This is a genomic window from Paraburkholderia sp. EG304 (assembly GCF_046543485.1).
In the GTDB taxonomy this organism is placed as follows: Bacteria; Pseudomonadota; Gammaproteobacteria; order Burkholderiales; family Burkholderiaceae; genus Paraburkholderia; species Paraburkholderia youngii.
In genome coordinates this window covers 340864-366296 of the sequence record NZ_JBKGUA010000002.1, presented here as the reverse complement: position 1 = coordinate 366296, position 25433 = coordinate 340864, and the positions used below count along the sequence as shown (strand labels likewise).

20 protein-coding genes are annotated in these 25433 nt (G+C 64.5%); 9 read left to right on the top strand and 11 right to left on the bottom strand.

The annotated features are described in order from the left end of the window. Positions 1-66 precede the first annotated feature (66 nt). The gene (locus tag ACLFKU_RS04315; protein WP_410848263.1) at positions 67-1722 is read right to left on the bottom strand and encodes a Na+/H+ antiporter; all 1656 of its coding nucleotides are present in this window, start codon (positions 1720-1722) and stop codon (positions 67-69) included. Positions 1723-1958: 236 nt separating this feature from the next. Between ACLFKU_RS04315 and ACLFKU_RS04310 the strand changes: the two genes are divergently transcribed. Further along, positions 1959-3245 carry an EAL domain-containing protein gene (locus tag ACLFKU_RS04310; protein WP_368583286.1) on the top strand — a complete coding sequence of 429 codons (1287 nt, stop codon included), beginning with the start codon at positions 1959-1961 and terminating at the stop codon, positions 3243-3245. Between the two features lie 35 nt (positions 3246-3280). After that, positions 3281-3976: a copper homeostasis protein CutC gene (locus ACLFKU_RS04305; RefSeq protein ID WP_410848262.1), complete on the top strand. Its 696-nt coding sequence runs from the start codon at positions 3281-3283 to the stop codon at positions 3974-3976. A gap of 24 nt (positions 3977-4000) precedes the next feature. Here ACLFKU_RS04305 and ACLFKU_RS04300 read toward each other — a convergent pair whose 3' ends face one another. Both ACLFKU_RS04300 and ACLFKU_RS04295 read right to left on the bottom strand, forming a co-directional pair. Then, positions 4001-7588 carry an indolepyruvate ferredoxin oxidoreductase family protein gene (locus tag ACLFKU_RS04300; protein WP_410848261.1) on the bottom strand — a complete coding sequence of 1196 codons (3588 nt, stop codon included), beginning with the start codon at positions 7586-7588 and terminating at the stop codon, positions 4001-4003. A gap of 241 nt (positions 7589-7829) precedes the next feature. Beyond that, positions 7830-8807, bottom strand: coding sequence for an ion channel (locus ACLFKU_RS04295; RefSeq protein WP_410848260.1), 978 nt, complete (start codon positions 8805-8807; stop codon positions 7830-7832). A gap of 319 nt (positions 8808-9126) precedes the next feature. On the opposite strand from ACLFKU_RS04295, the gene ACLFKU_RS04290 reads away from it, so the two are divergent. Both ACLFKU_RS04290 and ACLFKU_RS04285 read left to right on the top strand, forming a co-directional pair. Further along, positions 9127-9492, top strand: a complete 366-nt coding sequence (locus ACLFKU_RS04290; RefSeq protein WP_410848259.1) for an NlpC/P60 family protein — start codon at positions 9127-9129, stop codon at positions 9490-9492. Beyond that, positions 9389-9964: a DUF3828 domain-containing protein gene (locus ACLFKU_RS04285; protein ID WP_410848258.1), complete on the top strand. Its 576-nt coding sequence runs from the start codon at positions 9389-9391 to the stop codon at positions 9962-9964. Before ACLFKU_RS04290 ends, ACLFKU_RS04285 begins: the two co-directional genes overlap by 104 nt. 91 nt (positions 9965-10055) lie before the next feature. Here ACLFKU_RS04285 and ACLFKU_RS04280 read toward each other — a convergent pair whose 3' ends face one another. The 6 genes from ACLFKU_RS04280 to ACLFKU_RS04255 all read right to left on the bottom strand — a co-directional run bounded on the left by ACLFKU_RS04280 (position 10056) and on the right by ACLFKU_RS04255 (position 15343). Then, positions 10056-10301: a hypothetical protein gene (locus ACLFKU_RS04280; RefSeq protein ID WP_410848257.1), complete on the bottom strand. Its 246-nt coding sequence runs from the start codon at positions 10299-10301 to the stop codon at positions 10056-10058. Between the two features lie 71 nt (positions 10302-10372). Further along, positions 10373-10603 carry a hypothetical protein gene (locus ACLFKU_RS04275; protein ID WP_176383813.1) on the bottom strand — a complete coding sequence of 77 codons (231 nt, stop codon included), beginning with the start codon at positions 10601-10603 and terminating at the stop codon, positions 10373-10375. Positions 10604-10756: 153 nt separating this feature from the next. Then, on the bottom strand, positions 10757-11665 hold the full coding sequence (locus ACLFKU_RS04270) for a carbohydrate kinase family protein (protein WP_368583291.1): 909 nt from the start codon (positions 11663-11665) through the stop codon (positions 10757-10759). Beyond that, on the bottom strand, positions 11662-12963 hold the full coding sequence (locus ACLFKU_RS04265; protein ID WP_368583292.1) for an AGE family epimerase/isomerase: 1302 nt from the start codon (positions 12961-12963) through the stop codon (positions 11662-11664). Before ACLFKU_RS04265 ends, ACLFKU_RS04270 begins: the two co-directional genes overlap by 4 nt. Further along, entirely contained in the window at positions 12960-13946 is a 987-nt protein-coding gene (locus ACLFKU_RS04260) for a LacI family DNA-binding transcriptional regulator (RefSeq protein WP_410848256.1), read from the bottom strand. Before ACLFKU_RS04260 ends, ACLFKU_RS04265 begins: the two co-directional genes overlap by 4 nt. A 371-nt stretch (positions 13947-14317) precedes the next feature. After that, a complete protein-coding gene (locus tag ACLFKU_RS04255) occupies positions 14318-15343 on the bottom strand; it encodes a bile acid:sodium symporter family protein (RefSeq protein WP_368583294.1) in 1026 nt (341 codons plus the stop codon). Positions 15344-15878: 535 nt separating this feature from the next. Between ACLFKU_RS04255 and ACLFKU_RS04250 the strand changes: the two genes are divergently transcribed. The 4 genes from ACLFKU_RS04250 to icmF all read left to right on the top strand — a co-directional run bounded on the left by ACLFKU_RS04250 (position 15879) and on the right by icmF (position 22638). Then, positions 15879-16400, top strand: coding sequence for a hypothetical protein (locus tag ACLFKU_RS04250; RefSeq protein ID WP_368583359.1), 522 nt, complete (start codon positions 15879-15881; stop codon positions 16398-16400). Between the two features lie 557 nt (positions 16401-16957). Beyond that, positions 16958-18043 carry a porin gene (locus tag ACLFKU_RS04245; protein WP_410848255.1) on the top strand — a complete coding sequence of 362 codons (1086 nt, stop codon included), beginning with the start codon at positions 16958-16960 and terminating at the stop codon, positions 18041-18043. Positions 18044-18194: 151 nt separating this feature from the next. Beyond that, complete coding sequence (locus tag ACLFKU_RS04240) at positions 18195-19127, top strand: LysR family transcriptional regulator (RefSeq protein ID WP_410848254.1); 933 nt, start codon at positions 18195-18197, stop codon at positions 19125-19127. Positions 19128-19245: 118 nt separating this feature from the next. After that, complete coding sequence (gene icmF / locus ACLFKU_RS04235) at positions 19246-22638, top strand: fused isobutyryl-CoA mutase/GTPase IcmF (protein WP_410848253.1); 3393 nt, start codon at positions 19246-19248, stop codon at positions 22636-22638. Positions 22639-22676: 38 nt separating this feature from the next. Here the strand turns inward: icmF and ACLFKU_RS04230 are convergent, their stop codons facing one another. Next, positions 22677-23636 carry an NAD(P)H-dependent flavin oxidoreductase gene (locus ACLFKU_RS04230; RefSeq protein ID WP_368583298.1) on the bottom strand — a complete coding sequence of 320 codons (960 nt, stop codon included), beginning with the start codon at positions 23634-23636 and terminating at the stop codon, positions 22677-22679. A 316-nt stretch (positions 23637-23952) separates the two neighbouring features. Here ACLFKU_RS04230 and ACLFKU_RS04225 point away from each other — a divergent pair, with 316 nt between their 5' ends. After that, entirely contained in the window at positions 23953-24843 is an 891-nt protein-coding gene (locus tag ACLFKU_RS04225; RefSeq protein ID WP_410848252.1) for an alpha/beta fold hydrolase, read from the top strand. 38 nt (positions 24844-24881) lie between these two features. On the opposite strand, the gene ACLFKU_RS04220 is transcribed toward ACLFKU_RS04225, so the two are convergent. Further along, positions 24882-25352, bottom strand: coding sequence for an Lrp/AsnC family transcriptional regulator (locus ACLFKU_RS04220; RefSeq protein ID WP_368583300.1), 471 nt, complete (start codon positions 25350-25352; stop codon positions 24882-24884). Positions 25353-25433 lie beyond the last annotated feature (81 nt).

The window sequence follows — 25433 nt, the reverse complement described above, 5'->3', positions numbered from 1 at the left end:
TCGGCACCGGCATTTCAAGCGCCGGTGCCGAGCTCGATCCAGCAGCGAACTCCTACCTCCTACCTTCTACCTTTTGCGCGCGGTCAGCGCCGTCTCCGACAGATCCACTTCGCGCATCAGCTTGTTCATCGTCTCGTCGTTGATACGCTGGGAGTCGCGCAAATCGAGCAGCGTCTTGCGCTCGGCGCGCATCGCCGCGAGCTTCATGCGGAATTCGAGCGCATCCGCACGGCGCGCGAGTTCGCGTGGCGCCTGGTCGTCGTCGAGTGATGCGAGGCGGCGGCGGTACAGGTCCATCACGCGCGCGGTCACATCGGTCGCATAGGCCTGCGCCGATTCCTCGAGGTCCGCGCACTCGGTTTCGTGCAGATGATCGATCGCGCGAATCGCCGATTGCGCGGCCAGCGTGCGCGCGAGCGCTTCTTCTGCCGCATGCGGGTCCTTGCCGCGCCGCCAGCCGCGCAGCAGCAGCGGCAACGCGACGACCGCCACCAGCAGCGACAGCAGGATCACGCCCGACGCAATGAAGATCGCGAGGTCGCGTCCCGGCAGCGGCGTGCCGTTAGGCAGCACCTCCGGCAGCGACAGCACGCCCGCGAGCGTCACCGCGCCGCGCACGCCGGCTACCGTCGTCACCGACACCATGCGCAACCCCGGCACCGCGTTCGCGACACCGTGTTTCGTCGCGCCGCGGCTCGCGAACCAGCGCAGCAGCCACACCCACGCGAAGCGCATCGCGTACAGCGCGAGCGCCACCGCAACGATATAGCCGATCAGCAGCACGACCTGCGCGTCGTTGGTTTCGTGCGCATCGAGCAGCGCGCGGCCGAGGATGTGCGGAAACTGCAGGCCGAGCATGATGAACACCATGCCGTTGAACACGAACTCGATCATCGTCCACGTGCTCGTGGCCCGCACGCGTGAGGCGACCTGCCACTTTTCCATGATGCTCGCGTAATTCATCATCATGCCGGCGGAGACCGCGGCGAGAATGCCCGACAGCTCGAAGCGCTCGGCGGTCAGATAGGCGGCGAACGGAATCAGCAGCGTCATCACGACGCCCGGCGCGGGATCGGCTTCCTCGGTGAGATTCAGGAAACGCGCGGACACGAAGCTGAACACCGCACTCACCGCTGCGCCGACCGCGAGGCCGCCTACCGCGATGACCACGAAGCTCACCGACGCCGCACGCAGCGAGAACGCCCCGGTCAGCGCAGCGGCGATCGCGAACTTCAGCGCGACGAGGCCCGACGCGTCGTTCATCAGCGCCTCGCCTTCGAGGATATGCATCAGCTGCCCCGGAATCTTGCCCTTGCCGGCGATACCCGACAGCGCGACCGCGTCGGTGGGCGACAGCACTGCGGCGAGCGCGAACGCGACCGGCAGCGAGATCTGCGGCACCAGCACGTGCACGAAGTGACCGACGACCAGCACCGTCATGAACACGAGACCCAGCGCGAGCATGAGGATCGCGCGGCGCGCCATGAAGAACTCGCGCTTCGGAATGCGCCAGCCATCCGCGAACAGCAGCGGCGGAATGAACAGCAGCATGAAGATCTCCGGATCGAACGCGACGTGCAGATCGAGGCGAGGCCATGCGAGGATCGCGCCGATCGCGATCTGCACGAGGGGCAACGGCAGCTTGAACGGCAGCGCGCGGGTCAGCACACCGGACGCGGCGACGGCCAGTAGCAGGATCAGAACGGTGAAGACTATTTCCATCGTGAATTCCGGGTGGATCAAGGGGCCATCCGCGCACCGCATCGGTGCGCGCCACGCCCCCGGGCGGCGCACGAACACTGTCGCCGGTGCAATCTTTCGGGCGAATTACAGCACAGTGTGCGCCAGCGTGCGCATGGACCTTGCTTAACCGGTAACGATGACGCACATTTGAGAGACGGTGTCGGTCTAGTTGCCGTTCGCGTTCTGACCGGCCGGTTCTCGCGTGAGAGGATTGCATGACGACTGCGCAACAGGACAGGGCGGCAAGCGTGCCGCACGGCTTCGAGGTCGAGGTGACCTCGGGCCTTCGACGCTATTCGGTGCAGCACGGCGAACTGACGCTGACTAGCGTGTTCCAGCCGATTTTCAGTTTGTCGCACCTGCGCGCGGTTGGCTACGAGGGCTTGCTGCGCGCGCACGACGCGCTCGATCGCGCGGTGTCGCCGCTCGACGTGTTCGGCGAGGCCGCGCGCCTCGGCGACGCGCTGCAGATCGACCGGCTCGCGCAGACGCTGCATCTGGAGAACTTCAAGGTGCTCGGCGCGGAGCGCGAATGGTTGTTCCTGAACGTGCATCCGGGCGTGCTGACCGACCCGTATCTCGCGGCCGCTTTGCTGGCCAATCTGCGGCGGCTCGATCTGTCGCCGCGGCGTGTCGTGCTCGAAGTGCTCGAGCAGCGCGCCGAAGATCTCGATCGACTCGCCGACGCGGTGCGCGAGTTCCGCGAGCGCGGCTTCCTGATCGCGCTCGATGATTTCGGTGCCGGCCATTCGAACATCGAGCGGATTTGGCAACTGAATCCCGATATCGTGAAGCTCGACCGCATCATGCTGTCGCACGCCGCGCATCGCGCCGACATGGCGACGATCCTGCCGGGGCTCGTGTCGCTGCTGCATGAGGCGGGTAAGCTCGTGCTGATCGAGGGCGTCGAGACCGAGCATGAAGCGCAGATGGCGCTCGCCTGCAATGCGGACTTCGTGCAGGGGTTTTTCTTCGGCCGGCCGAGTCCCGGTATTGCCGATGCGATCCACACGGCGATTTGCATCGGCGAAGTCACCGAGCGTTATCGCGCGCAGGCCGAGGCGCGCGAGCGGCGCAGCGCGATCCGGCTCGCGCCGTATCTGCGCGCGTTCGAGCGCGCCGCGGAGCGTCTCGCCGCCGGAGAGCCGCTCGACGAGGTGTGCTGGAATTTCCTCGCGCTCGATCACGCGGCGCGCTGTTTTCTGCTCGATGCGAAGGGCCGCCAAGCTGGCCGCAACGTCGTGCTGCGCGCCGATCGCGCGGCGCACGAAACGCGCTTTCTGCCGCTCGCCGACGCGCAGGGCGCGAACTGGCTGCGTCGGCCGTACTTCAGCGTCGCGATCAATGCGCCGGAGCGCGTGCACGTGACGCGGCCGTATCTGTCGATCAACGAGGCGTTGCCGTGTGTGACGCTGTCGGTGGCGACGCGCGTGGGCAGCGAGACCTGCGTGCTGTGCGGCGATATCGATTGGGTCGAGGACGAACGGGGCGCGCGCATCTGACATGATGTCGTTTTAATCGAAATCAGCCTGCGCTCATGTCCGTGCTGCTCGAAGTGATTGCCACGACCGTCGCCGATGCGCGCGCTGCCGCGCAAGCCGGTGCCGACCGTCTCGAACTGGTGACCGCGATGGGCGAGGGCGGTCTGACGCCGAGTGTGGGCTTGATCGAGGCGGTGGTAGCCGCGGTCCGCATCCCCGTGAACGTGATCGTGCGGCCGCATAGCCGCTCGTTCGTCTACGACGCCGACGACTACGCGGTGATGCTGCGCGACATCCGTGCGGTGAAGGCGGCGGGCGCGAACGGCATCGTGATCGGCATGCTGGATGCCGAGCGCGCGATCGACCGAGAAGGTCTCGCGCGCGCGTGCGAAGCTGCCGATGGACTAGCGATCACGTTCCATCGCGCGTTCGATGAAGCGCGCGATCTGCGCGAAGCGCTCGATGTATTGCTCGGTTTCGACGCGGTGACGAACGTGCTGACGTCGGGCGGAAAGCCGTCGGTGCTGCAGGCGCAAGCCGTGGTCAGCGAGCTGGTGCGGCAGGCTGAAGGCTCGCCGTGCACGGTGCTCGCCGGTGCCGGCTTGACGGTCGATGCGGTCGAGGACTTCGTGAGCAACACGCACGTCGAGGCCGTCCATTTCGGCTCCGGCGTGCGCGTGAACGGCAACGGACTCGCGCCCGTCGATCCGGCGAAAGTGATGCAGGTGAGGGCGCTGCTCGACGCGACGTAAAACCGAGCAGCGCAACGAACGTACTTACTTCGCGACGACCACCGGAATGCCGCGCAATTGCCCGGCGCCCTTCATTTCCTCGAGTGACTTCTTCACCGCGACACCCGTCGCAGCATCGATGCCGAGGCGCGCGGCGAGGTCGCGTTCACCACGCTTGACCCCCGCCAGATTCGCCAGCTTCACGTGCCCATAACCGCGTACGCGCGCATGCAGTTCAGCGAGTTTCGCGACGTCGTCGAGATGGCTCGCGTCGAGTTTTGCCAGTGCGCGTTGCAGCGTGGTTTCGTAATCGCTCGCGAGTTCGCGCTCCATCTTGCGCTCGAGTGTGCGGCCGAACGGATCGAGCGCCGTGCCGCGAAGACCTCGCCATTTCGCGAGCAGGCCGAGCACGGGCCACATCCACTGACCATAGGTCTTCTTCGTGGGCACGGCGCCGGGCTGCGCGCGCGTAAGCGTCGGCGGCGCGAGGTTGAAGCGGATCGTGAAGTCCTTGCCGGCAGCGCCCTCGAACTGCGCTTCGAGCGCTTCGCGGAACGCGGCATCCGTATGCAGACGTGCGACTTCGTACTCATCCTTCACCGCGAGCAGCCGATAGAACGTCGTCGCGACTGCACGTGTCACCCGCTCGCTCGTCTTATCGACGGCCGTTTCCGCGCGGCGAGCCGTATCGACTAGCGTGCGATAGCGCTTCACGTAAGCGGCACCGCCATACGCGAGCAGACGTGCTTCACGATGCGCGATCAGCTCGTCGAGCGTATCGACCCGCACGCCCGGCTTCGGCGCATGGCGCGACTGCCACAGCGATTCGAGCGCGGCCGGATCAGCCGCGGCCATGCGCCCGATCGAAAACGCGAGCTGGTTCATCTGCACGGCGACGTTGTTCAGTTCGATCGCGCGCATCATCGCGGCGAACGATACCGGCACCAAACCGAGCTGCCACGCGAAACCGAGCATCAGAATGTTCGCGCCGATCGTGTCCCCGAGAAAACGCGTAGCGAGCGCTTGCGCGTCGCACGTAGACATGCGCTCTGCACCGGCCGCGTGACGCATCTTGTCGATCAGCGCGTCGGCATGCAGCGTCGCGTCGGGGTTCTGCACGAAGCTCGCGTTCGGAATCGCATGCGTGTTGACGACGATGCGCGTGCGGCCATGCCGCACCGTCTGCAGCGCATCGGCGCTCGCGCCGACCACCATGTCGCAGGCGAGTAGCACGTCGGCCTGCTGCGTGTCGATGCGCACCTGGTTCAGCCATTCGTCGCGCGCGGCAAAGCGCACGAACGACAGCACCGAGCCGCCCTTCTGCGCGAAGCCCATGAAGTCGAGCACCGACGCGCTCTTGCCTTCGAGGTGCGCGGCCATGCTGATCAATGCGCCGACCGTCACGACACCGGTGCCGCCCACTCCGGTGACGAGGATGTCGTACGGCGCGGCATCGAGTGGCGTCGCGGGAATCGGCAACGCGTTGACTTGGGCGGCGAGCGCCTGCGGATCGAATGCGACGCCTGCGGCCTTTTTCAGCGTGCCGCCTTCGACGGTGACGAAGCTCGGGCAAAAGCCGTTCACGCACGAGTAGTCCTTGTTGCACGACGACTGATCGATGCGGCGCTTGCGACCGAGCGCGGTTTCCACCGGTTCCACCGACAAACAGTTCGACTGCACGCCGCAATCGCCGCAGCCCTCGCAGACTTCTTCGTTGATGAAGAGCCGCTTGTTCGGATCGGGGAATTCGCCTTTCTTGCGACGACGGCGCTTTTCGGCCGCGCAGGTCTGGTCGTAGATCAGCACGGTCACGCCGTCGGTGTCGCGCAACTCGCGCTGCACCGCGTCCATTTCGCTGCGATGGTGAAACGTCGTGCCCGGCGGAAACTGGCCGTGATGACCGTCGTATTTCTCGGGCTCATCGCTGACCACGACGAAGCGCGACACGCCTTCGGCTTCGACCTGTCGCGCGATCTGCGGCACCGAGATGCTGCCGTCGACGGGTTGACCGCCCGTCATCGCGACCGCGTCGTTATAGAGGATCTTGTAGGTGATCGTCGCTTTCGCGGCGACCGCCTGGCGGATCGCGAGAATGCCCGAGTGAAAGTAGGTGCCGTCGCCGAGATTCTGGAACACGTGGCGGGTCTTCGTGAACATCGAATGCGCGGCCCAGTCGACGCCTTCGCCGCCCATCTGAATCAGCCCGGTCGTATCGCGCTCCATCCACGACGCCATGAAGTGACAGCCGATGCCGGCCTGCGCGATCGAGCCATCCGGCACTTTCGTCGACGTGTTGTGCGGACAGCCGGAGCAGAAGTACGGCGTGCGCTTCACGCTGTCCGCCGCGTTCGACAGGATCTGCGGCGCGACCAGATCGACGACGCGTTCGCGGCGATCGAGCGCCGGCTTGTGCTTCGCGAGCCAGTTCGCGAACACCGGCAGGATGCGCGACGGCCGCAATTCGCCGAGCGACGACAGCAGCAACGTGCCATCTTCGGCGTGCTTGCCGATCACGACCGGCCGCGTGCCTTGCGTGCGGTTGTACAGATAGTCCTTGATCTGCTGCTCGATCACGGGGCCCTTCTCTTCGATCACGAGCACTTCCGACAGGCCCGATACGAACGCGTCGATGCGTGTCATCTCCAGCGGAAACGACAGCCCGACCTTGTAGATGCGCACGCCGGCCGCGTCGAGATCGGCGACCGTCAGATCGAGCCGGCGCAGCGCTTCCATCAGATCGAGATGCGCCTTGCCGCACGTGACGATGCCGACGTTCGCGTGCGGGCTCGGCGCGATCCATTTGTCGATGCTGTTGATGCGCGCAAACTGGCGCACCGCGTCGAGCTTCGCGTGCAGACGCGCTTCGATCGTCAGGCTCGGCAGATCGGGCCAGCGGTTGTGCAAACCGCCGGCTGGTGCTTCGAATTCCTGCGGCGGTGCCCATTCGGTTTGCAGCGCGTCGAGATCGACGGTCGAGCCCGATTCGACGGTCTCCGAAATCGCCTTGTAGCCGACCCACGCGCCCGAGAAGCGCGACAACGCCCAGCCGTACAGGCCGAATTCGAGCATGTCCGCGATGTTCGACGGATTCACCACCGGCATATGCCACGCCATCATCGCGAAGTCGCTCTGATGCGGCATCGACGACGACACACAGCCGTGATCGTCGCCCGCGACCACCAGCACGCCGCCGTGCGGCGACGAGCCGTACGCGTTGCCGTGCTTCAGCGCATCGCCCGCGCGGTCGACGCCCGGGCCCTTGCCGTACCACATCGCGAATACGCCGTCGACGGTGCGCTCGGGATCGGCTTCGACGCGCTGCGTGCCGAGCACGGCGGTGCCGCCGAGTTCTTCGTTGATCGCGGGCAGAAAGCGGACATCGCTCGCGGTGAGCAGTTTTTTCGCCTTCCACAGTTGCTGATCGACCATGCCGAGCGGCGAGCCGCGATAGCCGCTGATAAAGCCGGCGGTGTTCAGGCCGCGGGTTTTGTCGAGCGCGCGCTGCATCAGAGGGAGGCGCACGAGCGCCTGGGTGCCGGTCAGAAAGATCCGGCCGCGCGTCGCGGTGAGATTGTCGGAAAGCTTGTAGTCGGCGAGAGCGGGCGTGCCGTCGATGGGCAGGCGAGCGGTCATGGGGAGTCTCCAATGTTCTGGCTCGGCGCGCGGATGGTGGGGTCACCGATGACGCGCAGCGAAAGAGACTCTATTTTTTAGCGCTCGCGGGAGTGAATTATTTCTTCTTTAATCGGACGTGCACGAATGGGCGCGATGACTCGCGCGTTTCGGCCCGCTTTTGAGCCGGATTTGCCATGCGGCGGCGCGCTTCGGGTATCCCCTGGGTATCGTGGGGCGTCGAATGGGACTGTGGCTATTGCTACTGCGCGGTGTTCGCCGCGATGTCGGGTTGGAGCGGCGCCGCATCGAGCGGCACGATCTCGTCGAAGTGCGAATAGTCGATGTGGCTCACGCCGTCTTGCTCGCTCATGATGTCGACGAACCGGTGCTGCCAGACGATCTGGTCGCAGGTCCACATGTGGCGCGCCTGCATGGTTTGCGACGTCGATTCGTCGATGCCTTCGAGCGTGAGCAGCAGCGACACGTCGCGGCCCTTCAACGATTCGGCGTTTTCGCCGAACAGCGGACTCGCTTCGTCGATGATGTGCATCAGCGTCCAGCCGAGCTTGAACACCGGGTGCTGGTCGCGTACCAGCGTGAGGTCGTAGAGCTTGCGAAGCGTAAAGCCTTCGATCGAGGTCTCCAGACGCATGATGCGCAGCCGCGCGCGTGCCTCGGCGATCACGTTTTGACGCGCGTTGGCCGAGCGCACCATCAACGTCATGCGGCCGTCGATCGGCCGGATCACCGCATAGCGCGCGAACATGATCTTCGCGTGCGGCCGCGAAAAGCGCGCGAAGATCAGCCCGGTCGCCAACGCGATGCTGGACATGCCGATGAAGATTTCCAGCGTCGCGATCCAGTGCGCGTAGACGGTTTGCGGATGCATGTCGCCGTAGCCGACCGTCGCGAGCGTTTCGACGCTAAAGAAGAACGCGCCGCCGAAGCCCTTCGGAAACAGATTCGCGATCGGAGCGTCGCCGAGCATGTAGAGCATCGCGAAGACGGTGTTGAGCAGCAGGAACAGCAGCGCGAGCGACACGAAGAACACCGGCCAGCGCACGCCGAGCGCGCGGTGATACAGGTCTTGCCACAACGGTGTCGGCATGCCGTGCGCGATCACCACGCGATCGTCGAGCCGCATTTCGCGGCTGCCGCGTGGGTGGCGCCTCGGCGCGCTCGTGTCGGTGTCGGGGTCGCCGAGCGTGGAAAAACGGTCTGACGGTTCGGTTGCCATCACGCGCTCGTGGGGATCAATACAGGCACAGCGTAGCATGGCGCGAGAGGGGGTAGAGAGGGGCGAAGCGGCGCCGTTGCCTTGCAGTTTTGCGAATGACATTCAGCATTCCGACGTTATATGACAAGGCTCATGTAGTTGACTGGACCGTGCCGATCAGCTTGATTTACCTCGTCACTAGCATGGTAGTGACGAGGGTTATTTTTATTCGGAAAAGCTATCTCAATTTAAATTGTTTTCGAGATAATCAAATGTCTTGGTTTGTTTTCTTAATTTACTGTACCATTCCGAAATCAAAATATGATTGAAATAATCTGATATGTCGTGGGATAAGACCGCTGCTGTTAACTATTTGCAATCGAATGCAAGACCAGTGAGCCGTGGAGAATGCGCCCGGTACGTTAGAGAAGCAATTGAGCGAGGCGGAATTGTATTGGCTCGCACCCGGTCCGCGAAAGACTACGGGCTTTCGTTGGCTCACGCTGGGTTTCGCGCGGTATCGACAGCCTCTCCCCAAAAAGGCGATGTAATCGTGATCGACGGCATCCATTTGCATCCGCACGGACATATGGCAATGTACGATGGACAATACTGGATTTCCGATTTCAAGCAGTGGCGTGGCTTCTATCCCGGTTCCGATTACCGGTCCGCACGACCGGATTACAAGATCTATCGCCACGATTGAGGTTGCATCCATGAGAAAATATCTGGCGATTTTTATCGCCGCGCTGTTGCTGATTTTTAACGGCACCTCATATGCAGGAAATGCGACCCACGCCGAACAAGCAACTCCCGAGACCCGCGTAAGAGATTTCTACGCATGGTTCATTCCGCGCCTGGCCGCAGACCGCGACTATCCGATCATGGACAAGGAGATATACAGGCACGTTGCAAAACCAACCGTCGATTTATTACGAAAGCAATATCAGGCCAACAAATTGTCCGAAGATGCGGAGTACTTCACGAAAGTGCAAGACTTCGACGAGAAAGATTGGGCCGGGCATATAGCGGTGCATCCAGTCTTCATGCTCGACAGCGTGGCGCTCGTGGCTGTTACGTTCGGCTTGAAAGACAAACAGACCAATATCGTGTTTTTGCGCCAGGAAAACGGAATCTGGAAGATCACCAAGGTCGTCGACACGCTCGACTATCGCTGACAGCTCAGCGTTATCTTGCGTGGCGACGCGCAGCGCTCAAGGCCGCCACGGCGAATCTCGACGCGACCTCAAAAAGCGCGTCGACAACCGCTTACGGAAACACGTGCGGCTTCGGAATCCCCGCGCCGTGCTCGATATCGTCGACGGCCTGCCGATGCGCGCTTTCCACCGCTTCGGCCTGCTCGGCAAAGCCCGCGTCGCCGCCGACCGTGGTCCACGGCTTGACGGGCTTCTCGCGATGACGGATTTCGTATTCCGCGTCCCAGCGCGCGCCGCTCAGCTCGAGCGGACGAACGTGAATCGAATACACGCCGTATTGGAACAGCTGTTCAGACATGATCGCCTCCAGCCGGCCGACCCCGCAGCGGTGCGCCAATGCGCGAGCACGCTGCTGCGCCTTGGTTCGGCCTACAGTTCGATTTCCCCGAGGATTCGATGTGCGAGCGCTTTGGCTTCTTCGAGCGCTTCTCCCGGCGTCGACGACGTCGAGTCGACTTCGTAGAGCGTGGTCTCCTGATCTTCGCTGGGTTCGCCCTCGTCGCGCGCGAGGGTGACGACACCTTGAAAGGCGTCCTGTGCGACTTCTCTTATCGACGCAGTGGCCGTGTAGATCCCTTTTGTGTAGGTGACGTCCTCCATGGCCTCGCTCCTTTTCGCAAAGGTTTCGATATTTTCATCCTAGCACGGCGTGGCGGGATCGGTTCCCGCCCAGGGCGGCTTCGCGCCGCGCGACGTGCTCGACACCCGTCACGCTACGCGCGCCCCAAGGCAGCAGAATTACAGCGCCGCGTTTTACAGCAGCGCGACCACCTCGTCGAGCGTCGGCGCGTGCGCGCCGGCATGGCCGCAAGCCGCCGCGCCTGCGGCGAGCGCGAATGCGAGATGCTCGGGCCATCCGCGTTGCGGCGCGCTCATCAGGCTGAACAGCAGGCCGCCGATCGACGCATCGCCCGCGCCGACCGTATCGACTACTTCGACGCGCGGCGGCTTAGCCTCGATCACCGCGGCGCCGTCGAGCAGCATCGCCGTGTCGGGGCCGCGGGTGACGAGCACGGTGGCGGCCGGATTCATCGCGCGCAATTGCGCGAGCGCGGCGGCTTCGTCGCTGGTCTTGAAGAACATGCGCAAGTCTTCGTCCGATACCTTGATCAGATCCGCGAGCGCGGCCATCTGGCGCAAGGTCGGCTCGTAGCCGTGCTCCATCAGATTGCGATAGTTGGGATCGAAGCTGATCTTCACGCCGTGCGAGCGCAACTCGGCGGCGAGCGCCGCGAGCGTATCGCCGAGCGGCTGACGCACGAGGCTGATGCCGCCGAAGTGCGCCCATTTCACTGCGTTCATCCAGCCGGCCGGTAGCCTGGCTGGATCGAACGCGAGGTCGGCGCTGTTCTCGCCCATGAAGAAGTACGCGGGAGGATGCGTCTGATGCACGATCGCGAGCAGCGGCGGGTGCTCGACGCGCTGCAGGAAGCGCATGTCGAGCCCGGCGGCGACGCTCGCGTCCCACAGCTCGTCGGAGAAGTTATCGACGCCCAGCGAGCCCGCGCACGCGGTCGGCAGGCCGAGCCGCGCGACGCAGCGCGCGACGTTCCAGCCGGCGCCGCCTGGACGCGACAGCCAATGCGATGCGCCGGTGCGCACGAGGTCGGTGAGGATGTCACCGGCGGACACGAAAACGGGGAGGTCGGTGGTTGCGCTCATTGTGCTTTCTCCGCTGAAACCGCTGCGGCGGGCGCGGTCGATCCAGCCGACGCGTCTTCGCCGAGCGCATGGGCGAGCACTTCGTAGCACGCGCCCATCGTGTGATAGTCGGTCTTGCCGGCCGGGCTCTTTTCGTCGCTGTACTTGCGGTTGTCGCAAGTCAGGATGCGATACCACGCGCCGTACTTGTGGTCGACGAAGTGCGTCCAGCTATAGCGCCAGATCTCGTCGTACCAGTCCCAGAAGCGCTCGTTGCCGGTGCGCTTGCCTAGCAGCGCGGCGGCCGCGAACGTCTCGGCCTGCACCCAGAAGTACTTGTCGTGATCGCACACGGTGCCGTCGGGGCCGAAGCCGTAGTAGAGGCCGCCGTGGTCTTCGTCCCATGCGTGCGTCATCGCGGCGTCGAACAGTTCGATCGCGCGCGGCAGCAGCCACGGCAGCGGACGGAAGCGTTCGAGAATCAGCAGCAGCTTCGCCCATTCGGTTTGATGGCCGGGCTGAAAGCCCCACGGACGGAAGATGTTCGAGCTGTCTTCCTCGTTGTAATGCCAGTCGACCGACCAGTCCGCGTGAAAGTGCTCCCACACGAGCCCTTGCGACAGCTTCGCCTGGCGCAGCGTGATGTTCGACGCGACGCGCTCGGCGCGATCGAGATACACCAGATGACCGGTCGCCTCGTGCGCGGCGAGCAGCGCCTCGGTGGTATGCATGTTCGCGTTCTGCCCGCGATACGTGCTGACGCGCCAGTCGGCCGATGCGTCGTCGGCATAGAGGCCGGCGGCGGGGTCCCAGAAGCGGTGCTCCATCAGTTCGAAGGTCGCGCCGATCATCGGTTTCGCTTCTTCGATGCCGGCCATCGCCGCATGCGAGTACGCGAGCAGCACGAACGCGAGGCCGTAGCAGTGGCGCGTCGCGTCGAGCGTGCGTTTTCTGCCGTCGCGCCATTCGATTTCCCAGTCGTAGCCCTCGTGCTGCGAATCCCAGTGCGCGTCGCGCAGAAAGCGCAGGCCGTGGCGCGCGTATTCGAGGTGCTTCGGGTCGCCGAACTGCCGGTACGCCATCGCGTAGTTGAACACGTAGCGGCAACTGCTCACCAAATGGCGCGTGGTGCGGTTGTAGACCGAACCGTCGTCGCGGAAGAAGTGGTAGAAGCCGCCGCTCGGGTCGAGCACGTTCGGCGCATAGAAGCGCAGCGTGTCCTCGATGTGCGCGAGCAAAAACTCGCGCTTACGGAAGCTGGCGACCGGCGGCGCCTTCACGACGTCGGTGAGAGGGTGATGCGGATCGGTTTTCGTCATGGCGTTTTCACCAAAGTACTGGCACGGGCAACGAGTTGAACGGGCAAGCGGACTTCGAGTTCGGCGGGCGAGTCTTCGAGCAGCAGTTCGACGCCGCGTCGGCCGAGCGCTTCCTTGTCGACAGCGATCGTCGATAGCGGCGGGGTCGCGTGGGCGGCGGCGGGAATGTCGTCGAAACCGATGATCGCGATGTCGTCGGGCACGCTGAGACCGCGCGCGAGGCACACGCGCAGCGCGGCGAGCGCGGCGGCATCGTTGAATGCGAATACGGCGTCGGGGCGCGGGCCCGGCGCGTCGAGCAGGCGCTGCATCGCGCGCGCGGCGCCGGTGTCGGGATCGAGCCCGGCGTCGATGGTCACTTCGAGCGACGGGTCGAACAGCAGCCCCGCTTCGAAGAACGCGCGCCGGTAGCCGAGCGCGCGCTCGGCGATGCTGAAGTGCGCGAGCGAGCCGCCGATGAACGCGACGCGCTTGCGCTGCTGCGCGAACAGATGGCGCATCGCGAGGGTGGCGCCGCCGGCGTTGTCGAGATTGACCGAGCGCAGGCCCGGCGACCATAGATCGATCAGCACCAGTGGGCGTTGCATCGCGACCAGCGTGGCGAGCGTTTCGGGCTCGACGAAGCCGGCGATCGTGACGGCGTCGGGCGCGTGCAGGCGCATCTGGTGAATCACGTCCTCGGTCGGCCCGGCGGTGAGCACCGACGGCACGATGCCGCGTTCGCGGCACGCGTCTTCGACGCCGTGCAGCACGTGCGAGAAAAACGGGCTCGCGGCGAAGTTGTTGTGCTGACGATGCAGCAGGAAAGTCAGGCGACGGATGCGCGGACGCAGCTGCGCCGAATCGTAGCCGAGTTGGCGCGCCGCTCGGACGACGCGTTCGCGCGTGGCCTCGGAAAGGCCCGGCTGATTTTTGAGCGCGCGCGACACGGTGCCGATCGAAACGCTGGCCGCGCGGGCGACGTCGCGGATGGTTGTGGCCATCGAATGAAGCTGCCGCGCAAGGCGAGGCAGCACGGGTTCAGGTCGGGCGATTGTATAGTAAAACGCTGCCAAAACAGCCCGCAAAACGCCCGAGCAACACCGGTAAATACCCGTATTTTATGGAGTTGTCTGAAGTTAAAGTGTTTAGTAAAAAAGACTAAACAATAGGTGGGCCGCCGTTTTCGACGCACATCCAGAATCGTCCTATGCCATCCGGCCGAGGCGACAGCGAGAGCGTTTGCGCGTGAAATAACGACAACGGCCAATGAAGCGCCAAAAGAAAAAGCCACCCGAAGGCGGCTTGCTTCACACGATCAAAACGACGCTCAGGGAGGGCGCTTATGAATGTCCTGTTTGCATTGCGTGTGCGTTCAACGGCGCGCGACGGCGGCGGCGGGTCGCCGCGCCGCCGCCTCGCTCTCGCCGCTGAGGTCGCGGGCGCCCCAGCGCTGCGCGAGCGCGGCGCAGACCATCAGCTGGATCTGATGGAACAGCATCAGCGGCAGCACCACGGCGCCGACCGCGTGCGACGCGAAGATCACCTTGGCCATCGGCACGCCGGCGGCGAGGCTCTTCTTCGAGCCGCAGAAGATGATCGTGATCTGGTCCGCGCGGTTGAAACCGAGCCGCTTGCTCGCGAAGATCGTCATGCCCAGCGCGAGCGCGAGCAGCACGCAGCTCACCACGACGAGGCCGCCGAGCGCAGAGAGCGGAATCGTATGCCACAGGCCTTCGGTGACGGCCTCGCTGAACGCGCCGTACACGACGAGCAGGATCGAGCCCTGGTCGACGAACTTCAGCACGCCGCGATTCTTCTCGATCCACTTGCCGATCAGCGGGCGCAGCAGCTGTCCGGCCACGAACGGCACGAGCAGTTGCAGCACGATGTTGCCGATCGTATGCCACGGCGACGCGCCGCCGCTCGCGGCCTGATTCGTCACGATGAGGCTGACGAGTGCTGGGGTAACGAAGATGCCGAGCAGGCTCGAGGCGGACGCGCTGCATACCGCGGCCGGCACGTTGCCCTTGGCAATGGACGTGAACGCGATCGACGACTGGACCGTCGATGGCAGCGTGCAGAGGAAGAGGACGCCGGCGTAGAGCGACGGTGTGACCAGAGGCGAAAGGACCGGTTTAAGCGCGAGGCCGAGCAGCGGAAACAGCGCGAACGTGCTCAGCAGCACCACCAGGTGAAGGCGCCAGTGCGTCGCGCCCGCAATGATCGCCTCGCGTGACAGCTTCGCGCCGTGCAGGAAGAACAGCAGGCCGACCGCGATGTTCGTCACCCAGTTGAATCCCACCGCGGCCTGTCCATGAACGGGCAGCAGGCTGGCGAGGATCACGGTGCCGACGAGGCACAGCGTGAAGTTATCGGGAAGGAGTTTCGGACGGGCCATGTCGCAATCTCAATTCAATAACGCGGTGTAAGCACGGGACGGGCCTGTCAGGGCGCGGTGCGTGCCAATGTGAAACGACTATTGTTGTCGAAAGTCGATTGAAAACGCAAATTCATTTGCCGAATCGATTAATGATGTCTGCGCATTGACCCGGCGGCCCACCCGATTTCAGTATTGGCGACGTGCTTCCTCGCCACAAATCGTTTACCCATTGAGGTTGCAGGCGGCGTTTATTTGCAACAAACGGCGCTTGCGTGAGGTAGGTAAAAACGCCCCTTGGCAAGCCGCAAAGACGCCCCCCGCACAAGGGCTCCAGCGCGGAAAAACGCCGCAGTAACAGGGTGTTACATCCACCGACGAGACCTAACACTTTTTGGCTCGACACCCTCTGCCCACGACCATAAATTACTCAGTCAAAGGCCGCAGGGATACCCTGCGCCGCGGCAGGCACGCGGCGCATTTCTCCTCCCGCAACAGGTCCATCGCAGCTCGAACGGTGGATTTCAGGCAAGTCTTCGGGCGTGAGAGTCACAAGGTGGACGGGTTGTCGAGAACGAGGCACTGGGTGTGGGGCGCGGTTATCGCCGTGCTGTGCTCGTTCGCCTATGCGAAGGGGCAAGGTGTGCCGCATGGCGGCGGTGCTTATTCGCACCAGGCTGGGGGCCACGCGCCGCGCATGGAGATGCGCGGCGACGGCCATTACGCCGGCCCGGGCGGTGCGCCCGCTCCGCGTGGCTCGCGCAATGCGACGGCTTGGCGTGACGCACGCGCGCAGCGCGGCAATCCGAACATAACGGACGCCAATTTCGGTTATGGCTTCGGCAGCTACAAGTCCGGCATGCGCCGTGTCGGCGATCCGTCCAGCTATGCCGGCGCGATCACGCCGGTCAGCGCGGAATCGCGTCCGGTGCCGCATCCCCCGTCCAACATGCCGATGCGCAACGGTTCGATCCGCGCCGACGTCGCCCGCTACAACGAAGAGCGCGGCGCCGCGCGTCCGATGCAACGTCCAGCCGACGATCCGCGGCAACCAGGCGGTTCACCCTATCGCAATTAGCTGAGCGCGATTTACCCGATCGTTTCGCGTCATGTGGGCCACGTTCGCCGCTACCTGAACGGGTGAGCCTGCCGGCTTTGCACGCAACGCGACCGCATATCGCCTGTCGCAAAACCCGTCCTCCGAATCCCTTCCCGCGATCCCTTGCGCGCCTTCCGCCGCGCCCGAGCGCCCAATCTGACGTTTCGACGCCACACTTTTTTGAAAACGCTCGGCATCGAAGTATCTGTCAGCGTCAAATCTTGGCATTCTGCCGCGTCGCGTCATCGGCCCGTATTCAAGGCGCTCCCACACGCTGTGGCGCGCCGTTCGCCGCATGCCGCATTGCGTTCGAGGCGCCGGCCGCAGTCCGCTCAAAGTGTCGTATCAAGCCGATAACCGACCAAACTAATCAGACCGATATACCCGCAATAAGCAGCGATATTTTTGTTTATAAAAATGGTCCGCAAAGATGGACCCGCCCCGATTGACTCGACGATCGAACGGATAACAACAACCTTTCGCGCGAGCGCCCCCTTTCGCACAGCCACACCTTTTTGACAAAGATTGGAGAACCCATGAACACAAGCCTCAGCAGCGCGCTGAAGACTACTCTCAAGGCCACCGCATGCGTCGCCGCGCTGGCGAGCGCATCGTCGGCGTTCGCGCAATCGAGCGTGCAGCTTTACGGCCAGGTCGACGAATGGGTCGGTGCGCAGAAGTTTCCGGGTGGCAAGACGGCGGTGGTCGTGTCGGGCGGAGGCATGTCGACGTCTTACTGGGGCTTCAAGGGGACCGAGGATCTGGGCAACGGCTACAAGGCGATCTTCACGATCGAAGGCTTCTTCCGCGCGCAAACCGGCGAGTACGGCCGCTTCACCGGTGACACGACGTTCTCGCGCAACGCGTATGTCGGTATCGAAGCGCCGTGGGGCACGGTGACCGCCGGCCGGCTGACGACGCCGCTGTTCGTGTCGACCATCCTGTTCAACCCGTTCGTCGATTCGTACGTGTTCTCGCCGATGGTCACCCACGTGTACCTCGGTCTCGGCACGTTCCCGACTTACACGACCGACCAGGGCGTGACCGGCGACTCGGGCTGGAACAACGCTGTGTCGTATGCGACGCCGAACTTCAACGGCCTGTCGGCGACGGCGATGTACGCGCTCGGCAACACGACGCAGAACGGCGCGAAGAAGTGGAGCGGCCAGGTGCTGTACTTCCACGGCCCGTTCGCGGCGACCGCGGTGTACCAGTACGTGAACTTCAACAACGTGCCGGGCGACCTCGGCAGCTTCGAAACCTCGGGCGTGCCGGGTCTGCGCAGCCAGAGCGTCGCGCAGGCGGGCGTGTCCTACGACCTGAAGTTCGTCAAGCTTTACGGCCAGTACATGTACACGTACAACAACCAGCAGGTTACGAGCTGGCACGTGAACACCGGACAGGGTGGCGTCACAGTACCGTTCGGGCCGGGCTCGGTGATGGCGTCCTACGCCTATTCGCGTAACGGCGGCGGTTCGAACCAGACGCGCCAGACGGCGGCGGTCGGCTACGACTATCCGCTGTCCAAGCGCACCGACGTCTATGCCGCGTACATGTATGACCACATCACCGGTCAGTCGAGCGGCAACACGTACGGCGCGGGGTTGCGCGCGAAGTTCTGATCCCGGCCAACGGTTTCACCGCAAAGCCCGCGTTCCGCCCGGAACGCGGGCTTTGTCGTTTTCGCCGCAGTCGAAGACCGGATGTTTGCTGCCGTTCCTTTGATAAACCAGGCAAAATGACGTCGATTGATTCCTGAAGCGAGCGACTGAGATGGACACCCTCGTCAGCATGAAAGTATTTCGCCACGTGGTCGAAGCCGGGAGCTTCGTCGGTGCGGCGGAGAAGATGGAGATGTCCGCCGCGATGGCGAGCAAGCACGTGATGCATCTGGAGCAGCAGCTCGGCGCGCGGCTCCTGAACCGCACCACGCGCCGCGTCGCACCGACCGAGGCGGGCCGCGAGTACTACGAGCGGCTCAGTCAGGCGCTCACCGAGCTCGACGAGGCCGGCCAGGCGGTCGGCGCGGCGAGCGTCGTGCCGCATGGGCGACTGCGGGTGTCGTCGCTGTCGGCGTTCGGCCTGAATCACGTGATGGCCGCGGTCGCGGACTACGCCGAGCAGTATCCGCAGGTCACCGTCGATATGACGCTGTCCGATCGCGTCGTCGAGCTGATCGACGAAGGTTTCGACGTCGCGATTCGCGCGTCGCCGGGCGGGCTCAAGTCGTCGTCGCTGATCGCGCGGCAGATCGCGACTGCTCACCTGGTGCTGTGCGCGTCGCCCGCCTATCTGCGCAAGCATGGCACGCCGAAGCGCGTCGCCGATCTCGCGCGCCACAACTATCTGCAGTACGCGGGCGTGTCGGCGCTCGAAGTCGCGACCGGCGACGCGAGCTCGCGCGTGCGCCTGTCGGGCAACCTGATCGTCAATCAGCTCGAAGCGCAGCGCGTGGTCGTGCTGCACGGCGCGGGCATCGCGATGCTGGGCACCGAGGTGATCGGCAGCGATCTCGCCGAAGGGCGGCTCGTGCCGCTGCTCGTCGACGAAGTGCCGCCGCGCGAGCTGCCGATCCACGTCGTCTACACGAGCCGGCGGCATCTGTCGGCCAAGGTCCGCTCGTTCGTCGATTTTCTGGCGGAGCGGTTCGCGAACGAATCGCTGTGGCCGTCGCTCGATGAGATCAAGGGGTTGGCTGTGCGGTAGCGTTTCCCGAAGCACCTAACAGACGCCGCCAATCGGCCGCCCGGCGCCCCGGCGCCGTCTTACCCCGTTTCTATATACTGACTGTCAACACCCATCAGTTAAATGAATTGGGGGAGACATGACCGATCTGTCCACGCCGCAGCGTGCCGGCAGCCACGAACTGCCCGCGGGCCGGCGCCTGCGCTTCGTCACCGCCGCCGCACTGTTCGACGGCCACGACGCGTCGATCAACATCATGCGGCGCATCCTGCAGGCGAGCGGCGTGGAGGTGATCCACCTGGGCCACAACCGCTCCGTCGCCGAAGTCGCGACCGCCGCGCTCAACGAGGACGCCGACGGCGTCGCCGTGTCGAGCTACCAGGGTGGTCACAACGAATATTTCCGCTATCTCGTCGAGTTGCTGCGTGCGCGCGGCGGCGAGCGCATCAAGGTGTTCGGCGGCGGCGGCGGCGTGATCGTCCCCGAGGAGATCGCCGCGCTGGAACGCGACGGCGTCGAAAAAATCTACTCGCCGCACGACGGCCAGCGGCTCGGCCTGCAAGGCATGATCGACGATATGATCGCGCGCTGCGTCGAAGGCGCGCGCGCGGCCGATGCCGCGCGCCCGACGCCGGTGCGCGAATGGCTCGCCGAACTGGCCGCGCGGCCGTTGCCGCTTTGCGTCGAGGTTAATGCTCCGCACGGCCGCGCTGCCCCTGGCTCGTACCCCGCCGATCCCGCCGCGCCGATCTTCCGCCGCCTCGCGCAACTGATCAGCGCGTTCGAAACGAACACCGTCGACGCCGCCGCACGCGACCAGCTATCGACACTCGCGCAGACCACGCGGGTTCCCGTGCTCGGCATCACCGGGACCGGCGGCGCGGGCAAGTCGTCGCTGACCGACGAGCTGATCCGCCGTTTCCGGCTCGACTACGACGACACGCTGAACATCGCCGTGCTCGCGATCGATCCGTCACGCCGCAAATCCGGCGGCGCGCTGCTCGGCGACCGCATCCGCATGAACGCGATCGGCGATTGGGGCGGCGGCGCACGGGGCGACGCCCGTGTGTATATGCGCTCGATGGCGACGCGCGAGGCGTCGACCGAACTCTCCGACTCTCTACCCGCCGCGCTGATGCTGTGCAAGGTCGCGGGTTTCGATCTGATCGTCGTCGAGACCTCGGGGATCGGTCAGGGCGATGCGGCGATCGTGCCGTTCGTCGACGAATCGCTGTACGTGATGACGCCGGAGTTCGGTGCCGCGAGCCAGCTCGAGAAGATCGACATGCTCGACTTCGCGAGCTTCGTCGCGATCAACAAGTTCGATCGCAAGGGCGCGCAGGATGCGCTGCGCGATGTCGCGAAGCAGGTGCAGCGCAACCGCGCGGACTTCGCGACATCGCCCGATGCGATGCCGGTGTTCGGCACGATCGCGTCGCGCTTCAACGACGACGGCGTGACCGCCCTGTACCTGCGCATCGCCGCAGCGCTGCGCGCCCACGGTCTGCGCGACGGCGGCGCCCGGCTGAGTGCTCCAGAAGGTTTGCGCTTTTCGAGCAACCTGCACGCAATCGTGCCACCCGCGCGCGTGCGTTATCTGGCCGACATCGCACAAACCGTCCGCGGCTATCGCGAGCGGGCCGACGTGCACGCGCAGATCGCGCGCGAGCGCTGGCAACTGATCGAGACGCGCCGCATGCTCGGCGAAGCGGGCCACGACGCGTCATCGCTCGACGCGCTGATCGAGCAACGCAACACCGCGCTCGGCGAGCGCGAACGCAAGCTGCTCGATGCGTGGCCGCAAACGGTGGCCGCCTATACCGGGGACGAACACGTGGTGCGCATCCGCGAACGCGAAATCCGCACCGCGCTGACGGTCACGACGCTGTCCGGCTCCGCAATCCGCAAAGTGTCGCTGCCGAAATTCGTCGATCACGGCGAGATCCTGCGCTGGCTGATGCTCGACAATCTGCCCGGTTATTTTCCGTTCACCGCTGGCGTGTTTCCGTTTCGCCGCGAGAACGAGGACCCGACGCGCATGTTCGCGGGCGAGGGCGATCCGCAGCGCACCAATCGCCGCTTCAAGCTGCTGTCGGAAGGTATGCCGGCCAAACGGCTATCCACCGCATTCGACTCGGTGACGCTGTACGGCGAGGAGCCGCACGAGCGCCCGGACATCTACGGCAAGGTCGGCAATTCGGGCGTGTCGGTCGCGACCCTCGACGACATGAAGACGCTCTACGACGGCTTCGACCTGTGCTCGCCGGAAACGTCGGTGTCGATGACGATCAACGGCCCCGCGCCGACGATCCTCGCGATGTTCTTCAACGTCGCGATCGACCAGCAGATTGCTTTGAAAGAGCAACAGCAAGGCCGTCCGCTGAGCGAAGCCGAACTCGCCGCAACGCGCCGTGCCGCGCTCGAAAACGTGCGTGGCACCGTGCAAGCCGACATCCTGAAGGAAGACCAGGGGCAGAACACGTGCATCTTCTCGACCGAATTCAGCCTGAAGGTGATGGGCGACATCCAGGCGTATTTCGTCGAACACGGCGTGCGCAATTTCTATTCGGTGTCGATCTCCGGCTATCACATCGCCGAGGCCGGTGCGAACCCGATCTCGCAGCTCGCCTACACGCTCGCGAACGGTTTCACGTACGTCGAGGCGTATCTCGCGCGCGGCATGTCGATCGATGACTTCGCGCCGAATCTGTCGTTCTTCTTCTCGAACGGCATGGACCCGGAGTACACGGTGCTCGGCCGCGTCGCGCGACGCATCTGGGCGATCGCGATGCGCGAGCGCTATGGCGCGAACGAGCGCAGCCAGAAGCTGAAGTATCACGTGCAGACGTCGGGCCGCAGCCTGCACGCGCAGGAGATCGATTTCAACGACATCCGCACGACGCTGCAGGCGCTGATCGCGATCTACGACAACTGCAACTCGCTGCACACCAATGCGTTCGATGAAGCGATCACGACGCCGACCGAGGAATCGGTGCGCCGCGCGGTCGCGATCCAGCTGATCATCAATCGCGAATGGGGGTTGGCGAAGAACCAGAATCCGAATCAGGGCAGCTTCGTGATCGACGAGCTGACCGATCTGGTCGAGGAAGCGGTGCTCGCCGAGTTCGAGCGGCTCACCGAGCGCGGCGGCGTGCTCGGCGCGATGGAAACCGGCTATCAGCGCGGACGGATTCAGGACGAGTCGATGCTGTACGAGCATCGCAAACATGACGGCTCGTATCCGATCGTCGGCGTGAATACGTTCGTGAGCGCGCATCCGCATGAAGCGCCGCGTCCGCTGGTGCTGGCGCGTTCCACCGACGCGGAAAAGCAGAGTCAGCTGCGGCGGTTGCGCGATTTCCAGACGCGCCACCGCGACGCCGCGCCTGAGGCGCTCGAACGCCTGAAGCGCACGGTGATCGACGACGGCAACGTGTTCGCGGTGTTGATGGACGTGGTGCGCGTGTGTTCGCTTGGGCAGATCACCCACGCACTGTTCGAGGTGGGCGGGCAGTATCGGCGGAATATGTAGGCCGCGAGGGGCGGCCCGGCCCGCCCCCGTTCAACACCTCAGCGTGCGATGCCGAGCCGCGCCTTCGCGTCGTCGTATTCCTTCTTCAGACGCCGCACGAGTTCGGCGACGTCGGGCACGTCGTCCATCAGGCCGACGCCCTGGCCCGCGCCCCAGATGTCTTTCCACGCCTTCGCTTTTTCGCTGCCGAAGTTCATCTTGGTCTTGTCCGATTCGGGCAGCGCGTCCGGGTCGAGCCCCGCGTTCTGGATGCTCTCGCGGATGTAGTTGCCATGCACGCCGGTGAACAGGTTCGTGTAGATGATGTCCGACGCCTTCGCGTTGATGATCGCCTGCTTGTAGCTATCGACCGCATGCGCCTCTTTGGTCGCGATGAAGCGCGTGCCCATGTACGCGAGGTCCGCGCCCATCGCCTGCGCGGCGAGAATCGAGCCGCCGTTCGCGATCGAGCCCGACAACACGATCGGGCCGTCGAAAATGCGCCGCACCTCGCCGACCAGCGCGAACGGCGAGGTGGTGCCCGCGTGGCCACCCGCGCCCGACGCAACCAGAATCAGCCCGTCGACACCGGCGTCCAGCGCCTTCTGCGCATGACGCAGATTAATCACGTCGTGCAGCACGATGCCGCCATAGCTATGCACCGCATCGACGATCTCGCGCGCCGGCGCGCGCAGGCTGGTGATGAAGATCGGCACCTTGTGCTCGACGCAGACGCGCACGTCGTGTTCGAGCCGCGCATTCGACTGATGAACGATCTGATTGACCGCGATCGGGCCGATCACCGCATCCGGGTTCGCGGCCCTGTGCTCGGCGAGTTGCGCCTGGATCTGCGTGAGCCACTCGTCGAGCAACTCGGCCGGACGCGCGTTGAGGGCAGGGAACGAGCCGACGATACCGGCCTTGCACTGTGCCAACACGAGTTCGGGATAGCTGACGATGAACATCGGTGAAGCGACGACGGGCAGCGCGAGGTTTTGCAGAACGGCGGGCAGTGCCATGGTGCGAATCTCCAGATTGGGCCAACCGGTGCGGCGCGCGCCCGGCGAATAGATGAGTTTAGCGGCGGCACGCGGCTTGCGGCAGGCCGAGCGGCGAATGCGTGTGGCAATCGCACGAAACCGGCATACCGCAGTCGCGGCAAACATTTAAGAACGATCGTTCGATTATAGGCTAAGTGGACGAGCACCGGCGCGTTAGGGCCATTTGAACGGTTCGAAGGAGTATTCAGGTTCCATGTCTGCGGGGGTTATCCCACCTCGCACGGACTTGTCGGCCTTCTACAATGCACGGACCTGAATCGATCAACGAGACGTCATGGCCTTCGAAAATTTCACGCCTTTTCGCGTCGCCGTGGGCGATGTCGATATTTTCGGAGTGAAGGGCGGCGCCGGGCCGCCTCTGTTGCTGCTGCACGGCCATCCGCAATCGCATCTGATCTGGGAACGCTGCGCCGCGCCGCTCGCACAGCACTTCACGGTGATCGCAACCGATCTGCGCGGCTATGGCGCGTCGGGCAAACCGCCGAGCGATGCGACGCACATGCCGTACTCGAAACGCGCGATGGCCGCCGACCAGGTCGCGGTGATGCGCCACTTCGGCTTCGAGCGCTTCCTCGTCTGCGCGCACGATCGCGGCGCGCGAGTCGCGCACCGGATGGCGCTCGATCACGCCGATGCGGTCGAGCGTTTGATGCTGCTCGATATCGCGCCGACGCTCGCGATGTACGAAGCCACCGACCGAACGTTCGCGACGCACTACTTCCACTGGTTCTTCCTGATTCAACCCGAGCCGCTGCCCGAAACGTTGATCGGCGCGAATCCGGCCGCCTATGTCGACGCGGTGATGGGCGGACGTCACGCGGGCCTCGCGCCGTTCGATCCCGCCGCGCTCGACGCCTATCGGGCAGCGCTCGCCCAACCGGGCGCGGTGCACGCGATGTGCGAGGACTATCGCGCGTCGGCGAGCATCGACCTCGAGCATGATCGCGCCGATATCGAGCGCGGCATCAAGATCGGCTGTCCGCTGCGCGTGCTGTGGGGCGACAAGGGCGTGGTCGAAAAATGCTTCGATGCGCTCGACGAATGGCGGCATGTCGCGCGCGACGTGAGCGGCCGCGCGCTATCGTGCGGACACTATCTGCCCGAGGAAGCGCCGGACGAACTGGTCGCCGAGATGCTGTCGTTTTTCGAGGCGGTCGAAAAATAAGCGCTGGGCCGCTTCGCGCGGCCTTCGTTCGACCTTTCTCAGCCGAGCGGCGGCAGACGTCGTGTGACCGGCGTCGACTTGACGATCGCGGTGCTGGTCTCCGCGCGCTCGGTCACTTTCGACAGGATCTCGTCGAGTTGCTCGATCGAATGCAGGTACAGGCGGCAGATGAAACAGTCGTCGCCGGTTACCTTGTCGCATTCGACGAACTCCGGAATGCGCCGGATCACTTCTTCCACCAGATGCAACTGGCCCGGCAGCGGCTTCACGCGCACGATCGCCTGCAGCGTGAAGCCGAGCGCGCGCGGATCGATCTGCACGGTGAAGCGTTCGATCACGCCCTGCGCTTCGAGCCGCCGTACGCGCTCAGCCGTGCTGGGCGCCGATAAGCCGACGACGCGCGCGAGTTCGCTGACCGGCTGACGCGCGTCCTGCGCGAGCGCGGCGAGCAGTGCCCGGTCGGTGTCGTCGAGTGCGACCGGTGTGATCGAAGCAAGGCGCTTGCTCATAATGGCCTTCGTTTATGAGGTGAAAAAGCAGTAACGCTTAAGTTTAGCCATGTATTCGCGTGGGTGGATTAATTACACTGC